17 protein-coding genes are annotated in these 17,977 nt (G+C 49.6%); 15 read left to right on the top strand and 2 right to left on the bottom strand.

Annotated features, from left to right (window positions below; all coding sequences use genetic code 11):
* Nucleotides 1-10: 10 nt before the first annotated feature.
* Both kdpB and kdpC read left to right on the top strand, forming a co-directional pair.
* The gene (gene kdpB, locus KJS65_RS22820; RefSeq protein WP_213652145.1) at nucleotides 11-2,041 is read left to right on the top strand and encodes a potassium-transporting ATPase subunit KdpB; all 2,031 of its coding nucleotides are present in this window, start codon (nucleotides 11-13) and stop codon (nucleotides 2,039-2,041) included.
* A 64-nt stretch (nucleotides 2,042-2,105) separates the two neighbouring features.
* Nucleotides 2,106-2,714, top strand: a complete 609-nt coding sequence (gene kdpC / locus KJS65_RS22815; protein WP_213652144.1) for a potassium-transporting ATPase subunit KdpC — start codon at nucleotides 2,106-2,108, stop codon at nucleotides 2,712-2,714.
* Nucleotides 2,715-2,785: 71 nt separating this feature from the next.
* On the opposite strand, the gene KJS65_RS22810 is transcribed toward kdpC, so the two are convergent.
* Entirely contained in the window at nucleotides 2,786-4,135 is a 1,350-nt protein-coding gene (locus KJS65_RS22810) for an Nramp family divalent metal transporter (RefSeq protein ID WP_244864742.1), read from the bottom strand.
* Between the two features lie 221 nt (nucleotides 4,136-4,356).
* On the opposite strand from KJS65_RS22810, the gene KJS65_RS22805 reads away from it, so the two are divergent.
* The 13 genes from KJS65_RS22805 to KJS65_RS22745 all read left to right on the top strand — a co-directional run bounded on the left by KJS65_RS22805 (nucleotide 4,357) and on the right by KJS65_RS22745 (nucleotide 16,935).
* Complete coding sequence (locus KJS65_RS22805; RefSeq protein ID WP_213652143.1) at nucleotides 4,357-4,776, top strand: organic hydroperoxide resistance protein; 420 nt, start codon at nucleotides 4,357-4,359, stop codon at nucleotides 4,774-4,776.
* Nucleotides 4,777-4,991: 215 nt separating this feature from the next.
* Nucleotides 4,992-5,276 carry a hypothetical protein gene (locus KJS65_RS22800; RefSeq protein ID WP_213652142.1) on the top strand — a complete coding sequence of 95 codons (285 nt, stop codon included), beginning with the start codon at nucleotides 4,992-4,994 and terminating at the stop codon, nucleotides 5,274-5,276.
* A gap of 149 nt (nucleotides 5,277-5,425) precedes the next feature.
* Complete coding sequence (locus tag KJS65_RS22795) at nucleotides 5,426-5,854, top strand: thiol-disulfide oxidoreductase DCC family protein (protein WP_213652141.1); 429 nt, start codon at nucleotides 5,426-5,428, stop codon at nucleotides 5,852-5,854.
* 203 nt (nucleotides 5,855-6,057) lie between these two features.
* Entirely contained in the window at nucleotides 6,058-7,206 is a 1,149-nt protein-coding gene (locus KJS65_RS22790) for a P-loop NTPase family protein (RefSeq protein WP_213652140.1), read from the top strand.
* Nucleotides 7,199-8,446, top strand: coding sequence for a TadA family conjugal transfer-associated ATPase (locus KJS65_RS22785; protein WP_213652139.1), 1,248 nt, complete (start codon nucleotides 7,199-7,201; stop codon nucleotides 8,444-8,446). Before KJS65_RS22790 ends, KJS65_RS22785 begins: the two co-directional genes overlap by 8 nt.
* A 68-nt stretch (nucleotides 8,447-8,514) precedes the next feature.
* A complete protein-coding gene (locus KJS65_RS22780) occupies nucleotides 8,515-9,309 on the top strand; it encodes a type II secretion system F family protein (RefSeq protein WP_244864764.1) in 795 nt (264 codons plus the stop codon).
* A 13-nt stretch (nucleotides 9,310-9,322) separates the two neighbouring features.
* Nucleotides 9,323-10,195 (top strand): type II secretion system F family protein, encoded by an 873-nt coding sequence (locus KJS65_RS22775; RefSeq protein ID WP_213652138.1) that lies wholly within the window; start codon nucleotides 9,323-9,325, stop codon nucleotides 10,193-10,195.
* 13 nt (nucleotides 10,196-10,208) lie between these two features.
* The gene (locus tag KJS65_RS22770) at nucleotides 10,209-10,400 is read left to right on the top strand and encodes a Flp1 family type IVb pilin (protein WP_213652137.1); all 192 of its coding nucleotides are present in this window, start codon (nucleotides 10,209-10,211) and stop codon (nucleotides 10,398-10,400) included.
* Nucleotides 10,381-11,070 (top strand): TadE family protein, encoded by a 690-nt coding sequence (locus KJS65_RS22765; RefSeq protein ID WP_213652136.1) that lies wholly within the window; start codon nucleotides 10,381-10,383, stop codon nucleotides 11,068-11,070. The genes KJS65_RS22770 and KJS65_RS22765 overlap by 20 nt, the downstream gene beginning before the upstream one ends.
* Nucleotides 11,071-11,093: 23 nt before the next feature.
* Nucleotides 11,094-13,331 carry a TadE/TadG family type IV pilus assembly protein gene (locus KJS65_RS22760; RefSeq protein ID WP_244864737.1) on the top strand — a complete coding sequence of 746 codons (2,238 nt, stop codon included), beginning with the start codon at nucleotides 11,094-11,096 and terminating at the stop codon, nucleotides 13,329-13,331.
* Nucleotides 13,332-13,359: 28 nt separating this feature from the next.
* Complete coding sequence (locus tag KJS65_RS22755) at nucleotides 13,360-14,304, top strand: TadE/TadG family type IV pilus assembly protein (RefSeq protein WP_374706214.1); 945 nt, start codon at nucleotides 13,360-13,362, stop codon at nucleotides 14,302-14,304.
* Nucleotides 14,305-14,358: 54 nt separating this feature from the next.
* Nucleotides 14,359-14,871, top strand: a complete 513-nt coding sequence (locus KJS65_RS22750) for an A24 family peptidase (RefSeq protein ID WP_213652135.1) — start codon at nucleotides 14,359-14,361, stop codon at nucleotides 14,869-14,871.
* Between the two features lie 105 nt (nucleotides 14,872-14,976).
* Nucleotides 14,977-16,935 carry a DUF6382 domain-containing protein gene (locus KJS65_RS22745; RefSeq protein ID WP_213652134.1) on the top strand — a complete coding sequence of 653 codons (1,959 nt, stop codon included), beginning with the start codon at nucleotides 14,977-14,979 and terminating at the stop codon, nucleotides 16,933-16,935.
* On the opposite strand, the gene KJS65_RS22740 is transcribed toward KJS65_RS22745, so the two are convergent.
* Nucleotides 16,932-17,825 (bottom strand): TIGR01777 family oxidoreductase, encoded by an 894-nt coding sequence (locus KJS65_RS22740; RefSeq protein ID WP_213652133.1) that lies wholly within the window; start codon nucleotides 17,823-17,825, stop codon nucleotides 16,932-16,934. The genes KJS65_RS22745 and KJS65_RS22740 overlap by 4 nt on opposite strands.
* Between the last annotated feature and the right edge of the window lie 152 nt (nucleotides 17,826-17,977).

The raw sequence follows: 17,977 nt of genomic DNA, 5'->3' as shown, positions 1-17,977 counted from the left end.
GGAAAGAATCATGAGCGGAAAACGCAAAAGCATGCTTACAGGCAGCATTATCAAGCATGCTATGAAGGACAGCATTATTAAATTGAATCCGGTCGTTATGTTGAAGAATCCGGTCATGTTCGTGGTTGAAATCGGCACATTTGTCGTTTTGCTGATGGTTCTGTTTCCAGACTATTTCAACACTGGAGGGCGCCTGGGTTTTAATTTGACTGTATTTCTGATTCTGCTGTTCACGGTCCTGTTCGCGAACTTCGCCGAGGCGCTGGCTGAAGGCCGCGGTAAGGCACAGGCAGATTCTCTGAAGAAAAGTAAAAAAGAAACAACCGCCAATAAATGTGTTGGTCCGGATATTAAAGTTGTTAATTCTACAGAGCTGCGCAAAGGTGACATCGTCATCGTATCGCAGGGCGAGATGATTCCGGGGGATGGTGAAGTCATCGAAGGGCTCGCTTCAGTTGATGAATCGGCCATTACCGGGGAATCAGCCCCTGTCATCAAGGAAGCGGGCGGCGACTTCAGCTCCGTGACCGGTGGTACACGGGTAGTCAGTGACCGGATCAAGGTGGCCATTACCAGCGATCCGGGCGAATCGTTCATCGACAGAATGATTTCACTCGTTGAGGGCGCATCCCGTCAGAAAACGCCAAATGAAATTGCGCTGAGTACGCTGTTGACGACATTGACGCTGATCTTTCTGATTGTGGTCGTCACGCTTGCACCAATTGCCAAATATTTGGGGATATCACTTGATATTCCGGTTCTCATATCCCTTCTGGTATGTCTGATTCCTACGACTATTGGCGGTCTGCTATCAGCCATTGGGATTGCCGGGATGGACCGTGTTACCCAGTTCAATGTGCTGGCCATGTCCGGTAAGGCCGTGGAAGCTTCCGGTGATATCAATACCATGATACTGGATAAAACAGGGACAATTACGTATGGTAACCGGATGGCCAGCCAGTTTATTCCTGCAGGTGATGCTTCCCTGCCAGAAACAGCCTATTGGGCGGCAGTAAGCTCACTTAAGGATGAAACACCAGAAGGACGGTCTGTTCTTGAGCTGATGAAGAAGCAAACGCTGGGCTATGACGAGGATATTGCAGCAGGCGGCGAATTTATTGAATTCAAAGCAGAGACAAGAATGAGCGGCATTGATTTGCAGGATGGACGTCATGTCCGCAAGGGAGCGGTTGATGCGGTCCGCCAGTGGGTGCTTTCCCAAGGCGGCAGCATTCCATCAGACCTTGCCGCGAATTCGGATGCGATCGCGTCCGAAGGCGGAACGCCGCTTGCAGTTGCGGTTGACGACAAAATCTATGGATTGATTCACCTGAAGGATACTGTGAAACCGGGTATGAAGGAGCGCTTTGAACAACTCCGGGAGATGGGGATCAGGACCATCATGTGTACGGGGGATAACCCGCTGACAGCGGCAACGATTGCCCGGGAAGCCGGTGTTGATGATTATATTGCGGAGAGCAAGCCGGAAGACAAAATCGCCGTGATTCGCCGGGAACAGGCCGAAGGTAAGCTGGTAGCCATGACCGGGGACGGCACGAATGACGCGCCTGCCCTGGCCCAGGCTGATGTCGGCATTGCAATGAACAGCGGGACGGTGGCAGCGAAGGAAGCAGCAAACATGGTTGACCTGGACTCCGATCCCTCCAAGATCATTGAAGTCGTAGCCATCGGTAAACAACTGCTGATGACTCGGGGCGCATTGACCACGTTCAGCATCGCGAATGATGTTGCGAAGTATTTTGCGATCATTCCCGCGATGTTCATGGTGGCCATTCCACAGATGAACGTACTGAATGTGATGGCCCTGGGATCGCCGATGTCGGCTATTCTGAGTGCATTGATTTTCAATGCCGTTATTATTCCGCTGCTGATCCCGCTGGCAATGAAAGGCATCAAATACAAGCCAATGAGCTCGGCGCGTCTGCTCAGCCGGAACCTGATGATCTTTGGACTCGGTGGTGTCATTGCTCCATTCGCCGGTATCAAGCTGATTGATTTGGTTGTGCATTTGTGGATCTAAGGTCTGGTTTATAGAGAGAAAGGGAAACTTCCCATCACAAGCTTATGAAAAAGGATGATATACAATGAAGACAACGGCGAAATTCGAAGAAGTGTCGCATGGCTCCATTTGGCTTATAGCCCTGCGCTCCAGCTTATTGTTCATCGTGATTTGCGGCATCGCTTATCCGCTGGCAAGCACAGGACTCGCCCAGCTGATCTTTCCGCATCAGGCCAATGGGAGTATGGTCAAGGACACCACAGGTCGTACGGTGGGTTCAGAGCTCATCGGGCAGACCTTTACGGATCCATCGTTTTTCCAAGGGCGGATATCCAGCATTGATAACGATGGTGCCGGGTCAGGCTCTGGCAACTACGCTCCGTCGAATCCCGAGCTGCTGAAGCGAGTTAAGGATTCCATCGCCCAGTGGGAGAAAGAAAATCCCAAGGTGGCTGTCAGCGGGCTGCCTGTGGATCTGATTACCAACTCCGGATCAGGTCTGGATCCGCATATTACGCCTGCTTCTGCCGAGGTTCAAATTCCGCGGATTAGCGCCCTGCGCCATATTCCAGAGGAACAGCTAAAGCAGCTGGTTGCAAAGAGCATCGAAGGACGGGATCTTGGCGTTTTTGGCGAAGAGAGAGTGAATGTGCTGAAGCTGAATCTGGAGCTGCAGATGCTTGGCAGCAAATAACCAGTCTATTTGAAAATAAAAGTCCGCATGGCCGTCCTGAGACGCCATGCGGACTTTTGTATATGGGGATATCAGCCCATGAAGGTTTGATAAATGAGAAACAGGTTGAGTACAACGATAATAGCGGAAACACACCATGCGAGAATTTTCACCCAAGCCGAGTTGACGAATCTTCCCATGATCTTCTTGTCTCCGGTAAATTTGACCAGAGGAATGACTGCAAACGGGAGCTGGAGCGACAGGATTACCTGACTGAGGATCAAAAGCTCTTCCGTTCCTTTTTCCCCGGCGATGATCGTAACAATGACTGCTGGAATGATGGCGATCAAACGTGTAATCAGCCGGCGCAGCCAAGGGGGAAGCTTGATATCCAGGAAGCCTTCCATGACGATCTGTCCTGCCAAGGTGCCGGTAAGCGTTGAATTTTGTCCCGAAGCCAGCAATGCTACGGCAAATAAAATACTCGCAAGGGTCGTTCCTACCAGGGGTGTCAGCATGTGGTAAGCATCGCTGATCTCCGCTACTTCGGTCATTCCTGCCTTATGAAACGTCGCTGCTGAGACGATCAGGATAGCTGCGTTAATGAACAGCGCAAGGGTCAGGGCGATCGTGGAATCCCACGCGGAAAACCGGATGGCCTGGCGCTTGCCTTTGTAGGTATTTTCATACTGCCGGGTCTGTACAATCGAAGAGTGAAGGTACAGATTATGCGGCATAACCGTTGCCCCGAGAATCGCAATGGCAATGTACAGCTTCTGATGATTGGTAATCAGGTCGGCAGTTGGGATGAACCCGTTAAAAATGCTGCCTGCATCGGGTTTTGCCAGCCATAGGTCAACAGCAAAGCATGCGCCTATCGTTAAGACGAGCACAATGACGAGCGTTTCAATGGCCCGAAAGCCCTTGTGCTGCAAAAGCAGGATCAGGAGGACATCCAAAGCCGTAATTAAAACGCCGTAAAGCAGTGGTATGCCGAATAGCAGCTTCAGTGCAATGGCTGAGCCGATGACCTCTGCAAGGTCACAGGCCGCGATGGCGAGCTCGCATAGAATCCAGAGGCCAATGGAGACAGGCTTGCTGTACTGGTTGCGGCAGGCCTGCGCCAGATCATGCCCGGTAACAATGCCGAGCTTGCTTGCAAGCGACTGCAGCAGTACTGCCATCAGATTGGACATCAGGATAACGGCGAGCAGGGAATATCCAAACTGGGCACCCCCTGCAATATCCGTTGCCCAGTTGCCCGGGTCCATATATCCAACAGCCACAAGGTAGCCGGGACCCACAAACGCGAGAAATTTACGAAAAGTGGAACCCTTCAACGGAACCTTCATGGAGTGGTTTAGCTCTGACAATGAGGAGCGTTCCTTAGGCTTGGTCCAGTTTTCTGCTTGATCGGAATCCATTACTTCAGTGTCTTTCATCTATATCACACACCTTGTTGCAATTTATTCTTATATATTAAACAGCTTAATATTCATTGTACTCATACAAATATGTTCGTCTAGGGAAACTTTTGTGTAGGTGTACAAAAGTTATGAAAAATGTTTCCTTTCCGCATTGTAAAGTAAGTGATACGTTTCAAATCAGGCCGTTAGCTTTAATGAAAGAGGTAGGTTATTTCAGGAAAAAGGAGACGGTGAAGATGGAAGCACTATACACAGCTACAACAACAGTACGTGGTGGACGTGAAGGTTCGGTCACATCATCCGACGGTGTCCTGAAGCATGATCTCAGCATGCCGAAGGAGCTTGGAGGCTCCGGCGGCAGCGGTACCAACCCAGAGCAGCTATTTTCTGCAGGCTATGGAGCCTGCTACGAAAGCGCGCTGGCTAATATCGCTCGCAAAGAAGGCGTATCTCTCCATGACGTGGAGATTAACTCTAATGTAATGATTGGCAAGGATGAAAGCGATGGCGGATTCCGCCTTTCTGTTCGAATGGACATTAAAATGCCGGGAATCGAACGGTCTCAGGCAGAAGATCTCGCCAAGAAGGCGCATGATTTCTGCCCATATTCCAAAGCAACCCGCGGAAACATCGATGTGGAGCTGAACGTCGTTTAAACAGATGCTGCTGATGATCGTATAGGATTTCCAAACATAGCCGGTACCGGATGGCGAGCCATTCAGGCCGGCTTTTTTGGTGCAATCTGTATAGGGGAAGGCAAATTGACGTAACCTTTTATTGACATGAAGTTTAAAATTCTTTAATATGTCTAGGTACTTGATACTTTGATTTTTGTTTCAAGGCAAGAAATTTATATAGACGGGTGATGCATATGTCTTACAGACCAGTGATTTCGAACATGAAGGAAGCCAGCAGCAGCGAACAAAGCGGATTGTATGAATTCATTCTTGATCTGGCTGACGGAACAGTGTGCCGTGTGTTCTATAGCCGTTATCCGGAATGGAAAATGACAAACATCAGCCGATTGCAAAAGACGCCTTGCCCCGTATGCCGCAAAGATTTCATTTGCAAATGCATCGAGAGCTACAAAGGCGAGCTGAGTCAGCAAATCGAAGAGAACCAATGGATCGACAAAGCTCTGGCTGCGGCCAAGTAAATCTGTCGAACCAGAGATCCAGGCGCGGGAGCTACCCGGGCTTTTTTCTTTTTGTCTGGATTTTTTTGAGCTGAGTTTTGTTTAACCTGACTGATTGGCTTGATTTTTAGGGGAGTTAGCCAGATACTTTACTCAGGAGGTGCCTGTATATGGAGGATAAACAAGGGCCTGAGAGAAACGGCTATCAAGGGATCGTCCTCGTAGACGGGGTATGTCATTTATGCCAGGGGCTAACACGTTTTATCATTGAGCGTGATCCTCTTGCCAAGTTCCAGTTTGCTTCATTGCAATCCGATATTGGCGCCGAGCTGCTGCAAAAGGGCGGACTGCCTGTGGATGAGGTAGACACCGTGGTAGTGATTGAAAACGGGAAATATTATATCCGCTCGGCTGCGGTGCTTCGTATTGTCCGGCAATTAAAGATGCCTTGGCCGCTGCTATATGCCTTTGCGTTTGTTCCTCTGCCGGTCCGTGACTGGCTCTACCGTTATGTTGCCCGCAACCGGTACCGCTGGTTTGGTAAGGAAGAGCAGTGTTTGCTGCCGACTCCTGAGCTGCGGAAGCGATTTTTATCATGATGTTTCGCATATGTGCTATTTAAGGTCATCTTTGTTTGATATGTCGATATTTTACACATTTTGTATTGTTTTTCATTACAGGATATGATAAATTCCTAATTAAGTAAAACAAGCTGATAACGGAAGCACCGTTTCTTCAGCCGCTTATGCGGTTGTTGAAGCGGTGCTTTTTTTCATGCTGTGAATGGGGGATGAAGAGCTTTATGGTGACGTATAAGGTGGTCCTGGCTGTCAAAGAGCCGCAGTATCTGGAGCCGCTGCTTCATTACGTTCATGTAAGCGAGTTTGGCAATAGATTGAGAATGATCGGATTTACGCGTATGGAACCATTTCTGGAGTATATGAGCGGGGAGGAGAGGCCGGATCTGGTCATCGGGGACAGCGAGCTGCTGGAGCCTTGGCTTCGGCAGGAGAATACGGCATGCCCTTGGAAGCGCCTTGGCATAGGTGAAGATCCATCCACGGAGTTGGCCAAGTATCAACCGCTTCCAGAACTCATTGGAGCCATGCTTCAAGCATGCCAAAAGGGCGGAAGCCGTTCAAGAACGGCTGTGCAGCAGGAAGCGGGAGCAGTGACTATCGGCTTGGTTTCCACCGTTGGAGGGAGCGGTAAAACGACGACTGCAGTCAATATGGCCAAACAGCTCGGCGGCATGGGGATGTCGGTGTTTTACCTGAATTTGGAGACGCTGAACAGCAGCGCCGCGTTTCCAAGACAGGGCCGGAAAGCAGAAGATGCCCAGGGACTGCCGAGATTGCTGTATGAGATGAAAGCTGCAATGGAAACGAAAAGCACTGGATCGATACCTTTAGAACCCTTTATAGCAAGTCATCCTGCGATGAAATGTGACTGGTTTGAGCCGGTTAACAACCGGAATGAAATTCTGCAGTTGAGCAAATCTGACGTACTCAGGCTGATGGACATACTCTCGCAAAGCGGCAGATACGATGTGATTATCGCAGACACGGATTCGGGGTTGAACGAGCGTACGGATGCTGTTATGGAAGGCTGCAGCCAGCTGGTATGGATACTGCTGGATGATCTGATACATATGTTCAAAAGCGGACAGCAGCTTTCCTACATGGAGCGCAGCAGCAGCGGGCGTTTCGCTGAAATCGCAGCAAAGAGCCGGTTTATCGTTAACCGCTATGTCGGCGAGCTTGCCAATCCGCTTCCGGGTGTCATTCAGGGGATTGATGGCTTTCTTCCTTACATCCCTTCGTGGAAGCAGAATAGTAACGCGGAGCTGCTGCTGAGCTCACCTATTTTTCAGCGTGATATCCTCAAGCTCTGCCGGGAACTGCTTGGCGAGGACGTACTTGAGGAAACCGGGGTGAGGGCATATGGATGAAGAGTTGTTCAGACAGCTTCGCGGAGAGGTGAGATCCGGACTGGATGTCACTTCTGCGCTGGACAACAGCGAGCTGATGAAATATATCGAGCGTACCGTCTTCAGCCGCCGGGAACTGCTGGAACTGACGGCATCGGAGAAAAGGAGGCTTGTCCGGCGCATCTATGATTCGTTTCGGGGACTTGATATTTTACAGCCGCTTGTTGATGATCCGGCCATTACAGAAATCATGATCAACAGTCACCGGGATATTTTCATCGAACAAAACGGTGAAGTCTCCAAGCTTTTACTGGAGTTTGAGTCCCAAACCAGATTGGAGGATATCATCCAGACCATTGTATCGGGCGTGAACCGGGTGGTTAACGAATCGTCACCCATCGTGGATGCCCGTCTGAAGGATGGCTCGCGCGTCAACATTGTACTTCCTCCCATCGCATTAAAAGGACCTACCATGACCATCCGGAAGTTTCCAGAGAAGCCGATGACCATGGAGGATTTGGTGCAGCGAGGCGCTCTTGGCGGGGAGGCTTCCTTGTTTCTGCAAAAGCTGGTCGCAGGAAAATATAACATTTTTATCAGCGGCGGTACGGGATCTGGCAAAACCACATTTTTAAATGCCTTGTCCCAGTTTATTCCGGCGGATGAGCGGGTCATCACCATTGAGGATTCGGCGGAGCTGCAGATTGTGACCGTGCCGAACTTGGTTTCCATGGAGACTCGCAATGCCAATACAGAAGGCCGAGGAGAAATTGCGATTCGGGATCTGATCCGCTCATCCCTTCGGATGCGTCCAAACCGGATCGTTGTCGGAGAGGTGCGGGGAAGCGAGGCCCTTGATATGCTGCAGGCGATGAACACTGGCCATGACGGCTCCTTGTCAACGGGGCATGCGAACAGCACCCGCGATATGATCAGCCGATTGGAGACGATGGTGCTAAGTGGAGCAGAGCTGCCTATAGAGGTTGTCCGCCAGCAAATCAGTTCCGCTATTGATATTTTTGTCCATTTAACCAGACTGAGGGACAGATCACGGCGGGTGGTGGAGATTAGTGAAGTGATCGGAATGGAGAAGGGGAAGGTCATTCTTCATCCGCTCTACAAATTCAGGGAAACAGGAGAAAAGGATGGCAAGGTTACCGGACAGCTTGAGCCTCAGGGACTATTGCTGAATCAGGACAAGCTGCGGATGGCCGGCATCGGATATGAGGCGCCTGTATTGGTGAAGGAGGCGGCTTTTTGAAGTTAGAACAATCGGCATTGGAACGAAAGAGCTCTGATATTCGGGGAGCAGATGTCCGGGGCCGCAGGCTGTCGCAGCGAAGCCTTCAGGGCAAAAAGGCAAAACCTGATGGAAAGAGGCAGCTGCCTGATTACAGCGTGTATGTTTTAAGCGGGTTTCAGCGACTGATGTGTATTGCTGCAGGAGCGGTTCTCTTTTTAGGTATTGGTTATCTTTTTTATCATCAATGGGTCATTGCGCTTCTTTTATCCTTTGGGGGCCTGCTTGTCCCCCGATTCTGGAGGAAGTATATGCTGGAACGCAGACGCATGGCATTGAACCTGCATTTTAAGCAGGCTCTCTACTCTTTATCTTCCTCTTTGTCTGCTGGACGGTCTGTGGAGAATGGGTTCCGGGAAGCGATTCAGGATTTGCGCTTGCTGGATCCGGATGCAGAGAATGATCTAATCACAGAGCTATCTATTATTTGTGCTCGCATGGAGTATGGGGAGCCGATTGAAGATGCGCTGCATGATTTCAGCCGCAGGGCATGCATGGAGGATATCACGAATTTTGCGGATGTTTTTACGACCTGCAAGAGGACGGGCGGGGATTTGGTGGAGGTTATCCGGAGAACTTCTTCCATTATTGGCGAGAAGCTGGACATCCAGCAGGAAATCGCTGTTCTCGTAGCCCAGAAGAAATTTGAATCGAAGGCGCTTCTGGCAGCCCCCATTCTCATGCTGGTGTTTATGAATCTTACTTCAGGCGACTATATGAAACCGATGTTCAGCGGCATGGGCATGATCATTTCAACCTTTGCTTTACTTGGGCTAATAGGCTGTTTGTTATGGATTATCAAACTGATGAACATCAAAATTTAAGCGGGGTGAGGGCATGAAGCTGTTGGCTGCCTTGGTACTGGTTCTGCTGGCGGGAGGTTGGGTGGTGCTGAACCAGATTGGCGGCGCAAAATACCGGAGTATTGCCAAGCTTCAAATGGAAGGACTCAGGCTTAAATCGCTGGTTCCTCCTATGCTGTATATTCTTGACCGGTTTAAGGTCACATCCCGGTTTCCGTTGTTCTTCTTCAAGATCCAGCGCTCGGTGCAAAAACTGAACGGACAGCGTCAAAGCGCTGAAAAAACACTTTTATACGTCGGCGAAATGATGTGCTACAGCTGGCTTTTGCTCATGATGGGGTGTCTGTTGACGTTGGCTATGGGAGAGACCACCGGGCTGGTGATTGGCGTTACTTTAGGTATACTGCTGCCTGCAGCCATGATCAAGGATATGCACAGCAAGGTGCAGAAGCGGGATCACGACATCCTGATAGAGCTGCCTGAGCTGCTGAACAAAATTATCCTTCTGGTTGGAGCTGGCGAGACGGTCCAGAAAGCGATCAGCCACTGCGTGGAACGAAAGAAGCAGGAGAAGAACCATCCGCTGTATCGTGAGCTGATCAAGATGACGGATGATCTGGAAGGCGGATATTCTTTTCAGCAGTCATTCGAGAACTTTAGCAAGCGCTGCGCGGTTCAGGAGGTATCGATATTTATGACGACCGTGCTGCTCAATTTCAGGCGGGGCGGTAATGACTTTGTCATGGCTTTAACCGATTTGTCCCGGGTGCTTTGGGAGAAACGGAAGGCAATTACGCGTACACGGGGAGAACAGGCATCTTCCAAGCTGATCTTTCCGATGGTTGTCATCTTTGTAATTGTCATTGTGCTTGTAGGAACACCCGCATTTATGATGATGAATATGTAGGAGGATGAAGGATATGTTGACGATGGCTTGGGGCAAGGCAAAGGCTTTTTGGAAGCAGGAAGACGGGCTGGGGATGCTGGAAATGATTTTGATTATTGCAGTTATCATTATCATTGCTTTGTTGTTCAGGAAGGAGCTTCTTCGGATTGTTGAAAGATTACTGAATAAGGTGGATAAAAAGAGCGATGAAGTTTTTTCAGATTAATCGCTTAATAAAAAACACCGGGGGGAGCTTCACCGTCGAAGCTTCCCTCGTACTTCCCATCGTCCTGCTTGTCACGATCACTTTGATGTTTTTTTGCTTGTATATTTATCAACAGAGCTTTCTGCATCAGACAGCTTCAGCCGTTGCCGAACGCTCCGCATACAGCTGGGACAACAGCCATAAGGAAGCAGCCACCGGCGCAGTAGCCAAAGGCCAATACGATTCGTTGTACTGGAGGCTGAGTGATGACGGTATGCTTGGCATATTGTTTGGCTGGAGCGGCTTAACGGATAAAAAGCAGACGGTGGCATTGCCGGAAGCTGAAGTTGGAGGGGGTACGCTTCCTATCATTAAAATGAGTAAGTCCGGAAGCATGGTTCCTGCGGAAATGAAAGGTGAAATCAGCTATCAGAATACGATTCTACAGCGAAAGGTCACGGTGAATCTAACCCGCCTGCTTTCCCTGCCGCCGCTGAATGTCATGCTGGAGGGCGGTTCGAATGTGGATACCCATGCCAATTCCATTGTAGTGGAGCCTGTGGAGTTTATCCGGACGGTGGATTTGATGCGATATTACGGTTCGAAATTTAAAGGCTCCGGAGAAGACGGAAAAACCGATCAGGGCAGCGCCAAACAGGTACTGGAAAAATTCAAGTCTTCAGGCAGGTAGAGGGATTCTGAAGAGGGGGAACGATGGTGTTCGCTAAAAGACGATCGGAAAACGGATCGGTTTCCGTTTTTTTAATTATGATACTGGCCCTTATATTCACTTTTGTAGCTCTTTTTATTGATTATGCCCGTATTGCCGCCATGAAGGTTCAGAGTGAGCGTCTGGTGCATGCTGCGGTTCGTTCTGTTATGTCCTCCTATGATCAAGAGCTCCAGGAGCGGTACGGCCTATTTGCCTATGGGGAGCAAAGCGGCGACCAGATTATGGCGGGTGTACTGAACAACAGTATGGACAAGGGGGTACGGAGCGACAAATTTGATGTCATGCCCATTGAGCTGGACAGCTCCGGTTTGACAATGGACAGGATGCTGGGAGAATACGATATTTTCAACCGTGAGATCGGTGAAGAAATGAAGTACAAGGCACCCATCGACTTTACTCTGGAAATTCTGGGCAAGTTTAAGCCCTTATCTTCCTCCATGAAGGAGGCTTCTGACACGGTGGATGTACTGAGGAAGCTGCAAAAGCTGTATGACAAGCGGGAAGCGGCACTGGATCAGATGCTGACCAAGCAGAAAAAAGCTGCACAAAGCACAAGTGGCATCCCAGGGATTCTGATGGGGTTGTATTCGAACTCTATATCCAATGAATCCCTCGGTTCTTCACGTGTAACTACCGCCGCGGGGGTCGCAGCCCAATACGATGATTATGTTACCAAAGCTAATGAGGATGCGAACCGGGACGAGGATGAGGATTCCCAGTACCGTGATGAGATAGATGATTATTTAACCGGTTCGGCAGATGTATTATCCAGGCTTGGGAGCAAACAAAGCTCGGCCGCACAAAGCCATAGCGAACTCCTGCAGGAGGCACATCAAGCCTGGCAGGAAGCTTTTGATCAAAATGAACGGATGAAGCAGGTCATTGCAGCATCTGAAAGCCGTGCGGAAAGCGCAGGTTATGATGAGGTTTCCGGCGGAAGTATTCCAGGGGCAGCGGCGGATACAAACGGGGATGACTCAAGTACGATCCGCGGGCTGCGGGGACAAACCGAGAAGCTGCTGCTGTCCGAAAGTCTGATGAAAGACTTGAAAAACGAGATTGACCGTCAACAGGATGAATTCAGCAAGGCAGACCGCAGCATCTCAGGGGCGACGTCCGTGCTCGCAGAGTCAGCCGGATTAAACGGCAGTTCCGGCAGCATGAAAAATGCGGTCATTTCGGCCCGCGGCATCATAGATTCTTATTCTCGTACGTACGCTGAATCGGGCAACGTTAATAAGCTGGATCAAGAAGCAGCTCAGCTCGAACAGCATCGTGCCTCGGATAAAGAACGCAAAGAGAAAGAGAAGCAGGGTAAGGCCAAATTAAAGGATGCAGCCAATACTCTGGAGCGGATCAACGAGCTGGATAAAAAGGCAAAGGAATATATGGAGGAATATAAAACGCTGCAATCCTATTACGACGAAAGCATGGCGTTTAATAAGCAGCTGATCGACGGGAGCTACCAGGGTGCCGATTTGGACAATGATCCATATGATGCAGGGAAGTCGGCGATGAAAGATATGGACGGACTGTATGGTGCAATGGGAGGTATGATGTCGGGACTCAAAGATGAGCTGCTTCAAAATGAGTATGCTGCACTGTATTTCAAACATTTTGATATCAGCAGCCTGAAAGAAGCGGTTAAGGATCCACAAGCGGGTTTGGGAGATGCCGTTGTTGACCAATTAGGTGTCAAAAATCAGGAGCTGGAATACATATTGTATGGATTTCATAACACGGTGGGGAATGTCTCGGCAGCTTATGCGGAGATCTTCGCTTCCAGGCTTGCGATTCGTACGATGGAAGGACTGGTCAAGAATAGTGGCCTTGGTCATCCGCTGCTCGTGCTTGCTGCGGCACTGCTCTACGGCATTGAAATGGCTATAGCCGATATGATTACCCTCTGTGAGACAGGTTCGGTGGAACTGTCCAGCTATATTAAAGTGAAGATTACATATCGGGATTACTTACGGCTTTTCCTGCTCATTCACAGCAATAATCAGAAGAAAATGTCTCGAATGCTGGCACTGATCCGTTTCAATACGGGGATTAATCCAGCGGAACGGGCGACCTATGCTTCTGGCGAAGTTAAGGTCGGCATGAGATTGTGGTTTCTGCCTGGAGTAATGAAAATGGTCGGATATGCCGGAGGAAGTCCGGATGAAGTGGAAGGAAGCCGATATTATGCGGTCAAACAAGCTGATTTCTCTTATTAGCAGAAGGTTGGTGGCATACAGGAAGGAGATGACCGGGGGAAACGGTGAAGACCAGCGGGGAAGCATGGTGGTTGAGGCATCGCTTGTAATGCCGATGTTCATCTTTTTTGTCATCTTCCTGATTTACATGGTGAAAATGACATTGATATCTACTGCCCTGCAGAGTACGGTATCCGATACCGTCAAAATGGTTTCGACCCATATATACCCGGTCGCGCTGGCCATAGAACAGAAGCCGCCCGAGACAGATGAGGACGGAAAAGAGCCGGAAGGGAGCTGGAGTATCCCTAAGCTCTCACTCCGTGATTGGGCATCACAATACACGGAAACAATGCCGGCCCCGTTGAATGAATGGATGACAGCTGCTGTGGCCAAAGCTGATAATCCGCTTCAGGATTTGAAGAATCAGGTCGCGGAGACTGTGCTTGATCCGGTGGTCAAGCCTATTTTAAAACCGTATATGGAAGGTAAACTGCTGGATTACGACAGAATCCATGTATCCAATATTCAGATCCCGAACTTAAAGACGCGGACAGATCCTTACTTCGGTATAGAAGTAAGCTATGAGCTTCCCGTGAAGGTGCCGTTTCTGAATAAGAAGATCGTCCTTCAGGCCAAGGCCCAAGAGCGGTTGTGGATTGGAGAGACGGAGCCAAGCGCCGATGATGGGAATAATGGTGAGTCCGGCACAAAGGCTGTAGAAGTTCTGGAGAAACCAGACCCGGCTTATGTCGGGAAAAAGGCGAAGGTCCGCATCAAGATAGAGCCGGGGACATCTGCAAACCTGTCTGTCTTTTACAAGAGTGGTCAAAGCACAGCTAAATATCTGGGAGAAAAGCAAGCGGATTCGGCAGGATATATTGAATGGGAATGGTTTGTCGGGCCGAATACAACCCCGGGCACATGGCCCTTCGTTGTGACAACTGCTGACGGTCAGAGAACCGAAGTGATGTTTACTGTCGTGAAGGGTTAAACAGAGGCATGGTTAGACAATTATTCAAGTGTGAACAAGGGGGACTTCAGGAACATGGATGTTTCAATCTGGGGCTGCACACTCATAATCATGGCTGCTTTTGTAACGGATATCAGAACCATGAAAATTCCAAATTGGTTGACAATAACCGCCATGTTCAGTGGAGTTCTATTTCATGTAATTACAGGCGGATTGCAGGGCGTAGCTTTTTCCGCCAAGGGGCTTGGAGCAGGCTTTGGATTGCTGCTTATTATGCATGTGATCGGTGCGGTTGGGGCTGGTGATGTGAAGCTGTTTGGAGGCATCGGGGCATGGATGGGGACACTCCTTACCGTCCAATGCCTGGTTTATTCTGTGCTCTGCGCCGGTGTCATAGGCGTCATGATTCTCTTGTGGAGACGGGAGACAGTGAAGAGACTGAGAAAAGTCGTGAGCAGCCTGACGGGCGTTTTCATCTTAAGGAGCTTTCAGGCTCTCAAGACCGGAAAGGAGAAGCAGCTCCGCTTTCCGTTTATGCTGGCAGTGGTTCCTGGTTATATTTTCGCCTGTATATATACACTCATATAAATTGAACTAAAGTTTATTTCACCATATCTTCCATCTTCGATGCGGTTTATTAGAGATGGGTATACATTCTTTAGTTCATTTTATACAGCTAGGGGGTGAATTCATTTGTTGGGTTTAACAAGAGATTTTATACAACAGGGCGGGACCTTCATGGTATTGTCGGGAACCAATGGAATCCGGTCGGACGAGCTGAGCAAGGTGGAGGTGTCCATGATATCCGCTTCACGGATTCCCCGTTTCTTGCCGCTGCATGTGCAGGAGGTTGATCTGCAGGTGACTTTGCGCTACGACATGACGGAAAAGAAGATGCTCTCACACATGCTGAAAGGCGAGAAGATCAATATGACTGAATACTACAGTCTTCTGCTGCAGTTGGCGGAAACACTGGAAGAAAGTGCAATGTACATGCTCCAGCCCGGGAAGTACGTTCTGGAGGAAGAGTATATTTTTGTGGATGGCTCACTCCAGGAAGGCACACTTTACCTGACATATATTCCGCTTGAACGGACAGAAGGTTTAAGGTCGGTCAGTGACAGTTTAAAGGAGCTTGTTACCCGTTTCATGGCATCCGTCATTGAGCTGAGTGGTGGAGGCGTTCAGCAGCTGCTGCAGTTCACGGTTTCCGAGGAGTTTACGGTGAGCGGCTTTAAGAAGCTGCTCCTTGGACTGCTTTCCGGTGCAGGTGAGGTACGTGTGAACTCGGCAGTAAACGTGAAGCAGGGATATATTTCTGAACCGGAGCATGAACAAGCTTTTGCGGCCTACTCAAGAGCAGGAGGAAGCAAAAATACGAATCATGCATATCAGGGACCACAACAGGCGGAAATGAACTCCCATGCCATAAAGGGGAGAACGGAACGAGTGAGCTCTGAGAATCATGAAGACAGCGCGATCGAGTTGGCGCTAAGGCGAAACAGAAGTTCAACGGCAGCCGAAGCATTTCCGATGCTCAGCACAAGCCGGAATAAGCCTAATCCGAATCACCGGGATGATGATCCGGAAGTACCTGCCTTTCTCAAGAGTTGGAACGGTTACGGATCCGGTCCAGAGGATGAAATAATACCTGATGGAGAACAGGAACCTGCTTCATCGCGAAGAACTTACATAGCTCTTGGTTGTCTACTGATGGCGGCTATTGTGTGGAGAATGATCTATATGCCTGCCCCAAGCAGTGGAAAGATGATCGTATGCCTCTTGCTCACGGTTATCCTTGGTATAGCTGCTGTATTAAGCTGGGTTGGCAGGCTCTTTGCGCCAAAAAACACGGGGACGGCTTCAACTACGCTTAATGAGCTGCCCGATTTCGGTTCTACCGAGCTTTCTGCTGATTCAAAGCCAAGCAAAGGGAATACAAGATTTGAGATCGAACAATTGACGGGTTTCTTCAAAGGTGGCATGAAAAAGGGCGTGGAGAAGCCTTCTGAGATGGCTGCTATTGACCATGACCCTGAGCCGGATTGGAAATGGAAATTCCCTCAGTCACAATCGGATCAGAGAAACGGTGACGATAGGGAAAGCGGCACAGGGAAGAATGAAGCTGATAACGGGGCGCGGATTTCGGCATTTAACCAGAGGATATGGAATCATGCAGGTGTGAATTCAGATTCGGATTCACCGGATACGGACATAGCGGAAAGGGATTATTACAGCCGGCTCGGGCAAAAGACGGAAATACTGAATTCGGGCAAAAGCGGTGCAACCGTGCTTCTAAGTAATACGGTTCCTGCAGCGAATGCCGTATCTGTTAAACTTGCGCCCGTGTGTTATCTGCTAAGAGAAGGGGAAGGGGAAGCGAGGGCTGAACGCATCGAGCTGAGGCAGCAGCATTTTGTGATAGGCCGTTCTGAAGAGGTGGCACAATATATTGAAAACTCGGTGGGAGCCTCACGCGCACATGTGGAGCTGAGCCGGACCGAAGACGGAGGATATCAGATCAAAGATCTCGGCTCGAAAAATGGTACCCGTCTGATGGGAGAGATGCTGGTTCCTTATAAAGAATATCCGCTTCATGACGGGGATCGTTTTATCATCGTTAAGGGAGCTTATACCTTCCGCTCCGCCTAGTTCTCCTTCAAGTTCTGCAGAGCCTGCTCCAGCGTCGGGTAATCGAAGCGGAAGCCATGCTTTAGAATCTTATCCGGTATGACGCGCTGCCCTTCCAATATGATGAGAGAAAGCTCGCCAAGAACCGTTTTCATCAGAAAAGAAGGTACAGGGAACCAGTGAGGGCGATGATAGATACGGCCCACCGTCTGCCCGAACTGATTGTTGGTTACGGGCTCTGGAGCAGAGGCATTGACGGGGCCGCTTATATCCGGATGAGTGATACAGAATTCAATTAACCGGACCATATCATGCAGATGAATCCAGGACACCCATTGCTTCCCGCTTCCAATTTTCCCGCCGAATCCAAGCGTATACGGCAGCTTCATGAGCGGGAAGGCACCGCCATGAGTCCCCAGAACAACACTGGTCCGGAGCTTGATCAAGCGGACACCCTGAATCAGTTCCGCGGTATCCTCCCATTCCTTTACGACAGAGGAGGGGAAATCGACGACATGTTCCGGGCTTTCTTCACTGAAAGTATCAACGCGCGATGTGCCATATATAGCTATAGCTGATGCTTGAACAACGACTGCGGGCTTTTGATGAAGGGTGTGAACCAGCTTGGATACGGCCTGAACGGTTTTCATCCGCGACTCGATGATGCTTTGCTTGGCTTTGGGTGTCCAACGCTGACTCAGGGAAGAACCGGCCAGATTGACGATTGCCTCTGTGCCTTCAAGAAGTACAGGAGCGGCATCGACTTGATCCCATGTCATGTACTTTGATCGATCTTGTTCAGCTTCAGGTACTTTGCGGGTAATGATGATCACTTCGTGGCCTTGCCGCAGCAAATGCTCAGAGAGTGCCTTCCCAATAAAGCCTGTTCCGCCGCAAATCGTAATTTTCATGAGCTGGTACGCCCCTTTGCATTAGATATTTGAAAGTATAATCTTCGAGGACTCAGCATGTCTTTACATGCCAGATAACTTCCGCTAAATGTCCTCTATGTACTGAGAAAGTACGTCGATGGACGGTTTACTTGTTTTTTCATATGCAAAAG

Origin of the sequence: Paenibacillus sp. J23TS9 (assembly GCF_018403225.1) — a bacterium.
Lineage (GTDB): Bacteria > Bacillota > Bacilli > Paenibacillales > Paenibacillaceae > Paenibacillus_AQ.
The sequence above is the reverse complement of the archived record's forward strand: the minus strand, read 5'-3'. Positions and strand labels throughout refer to the sequence as shown.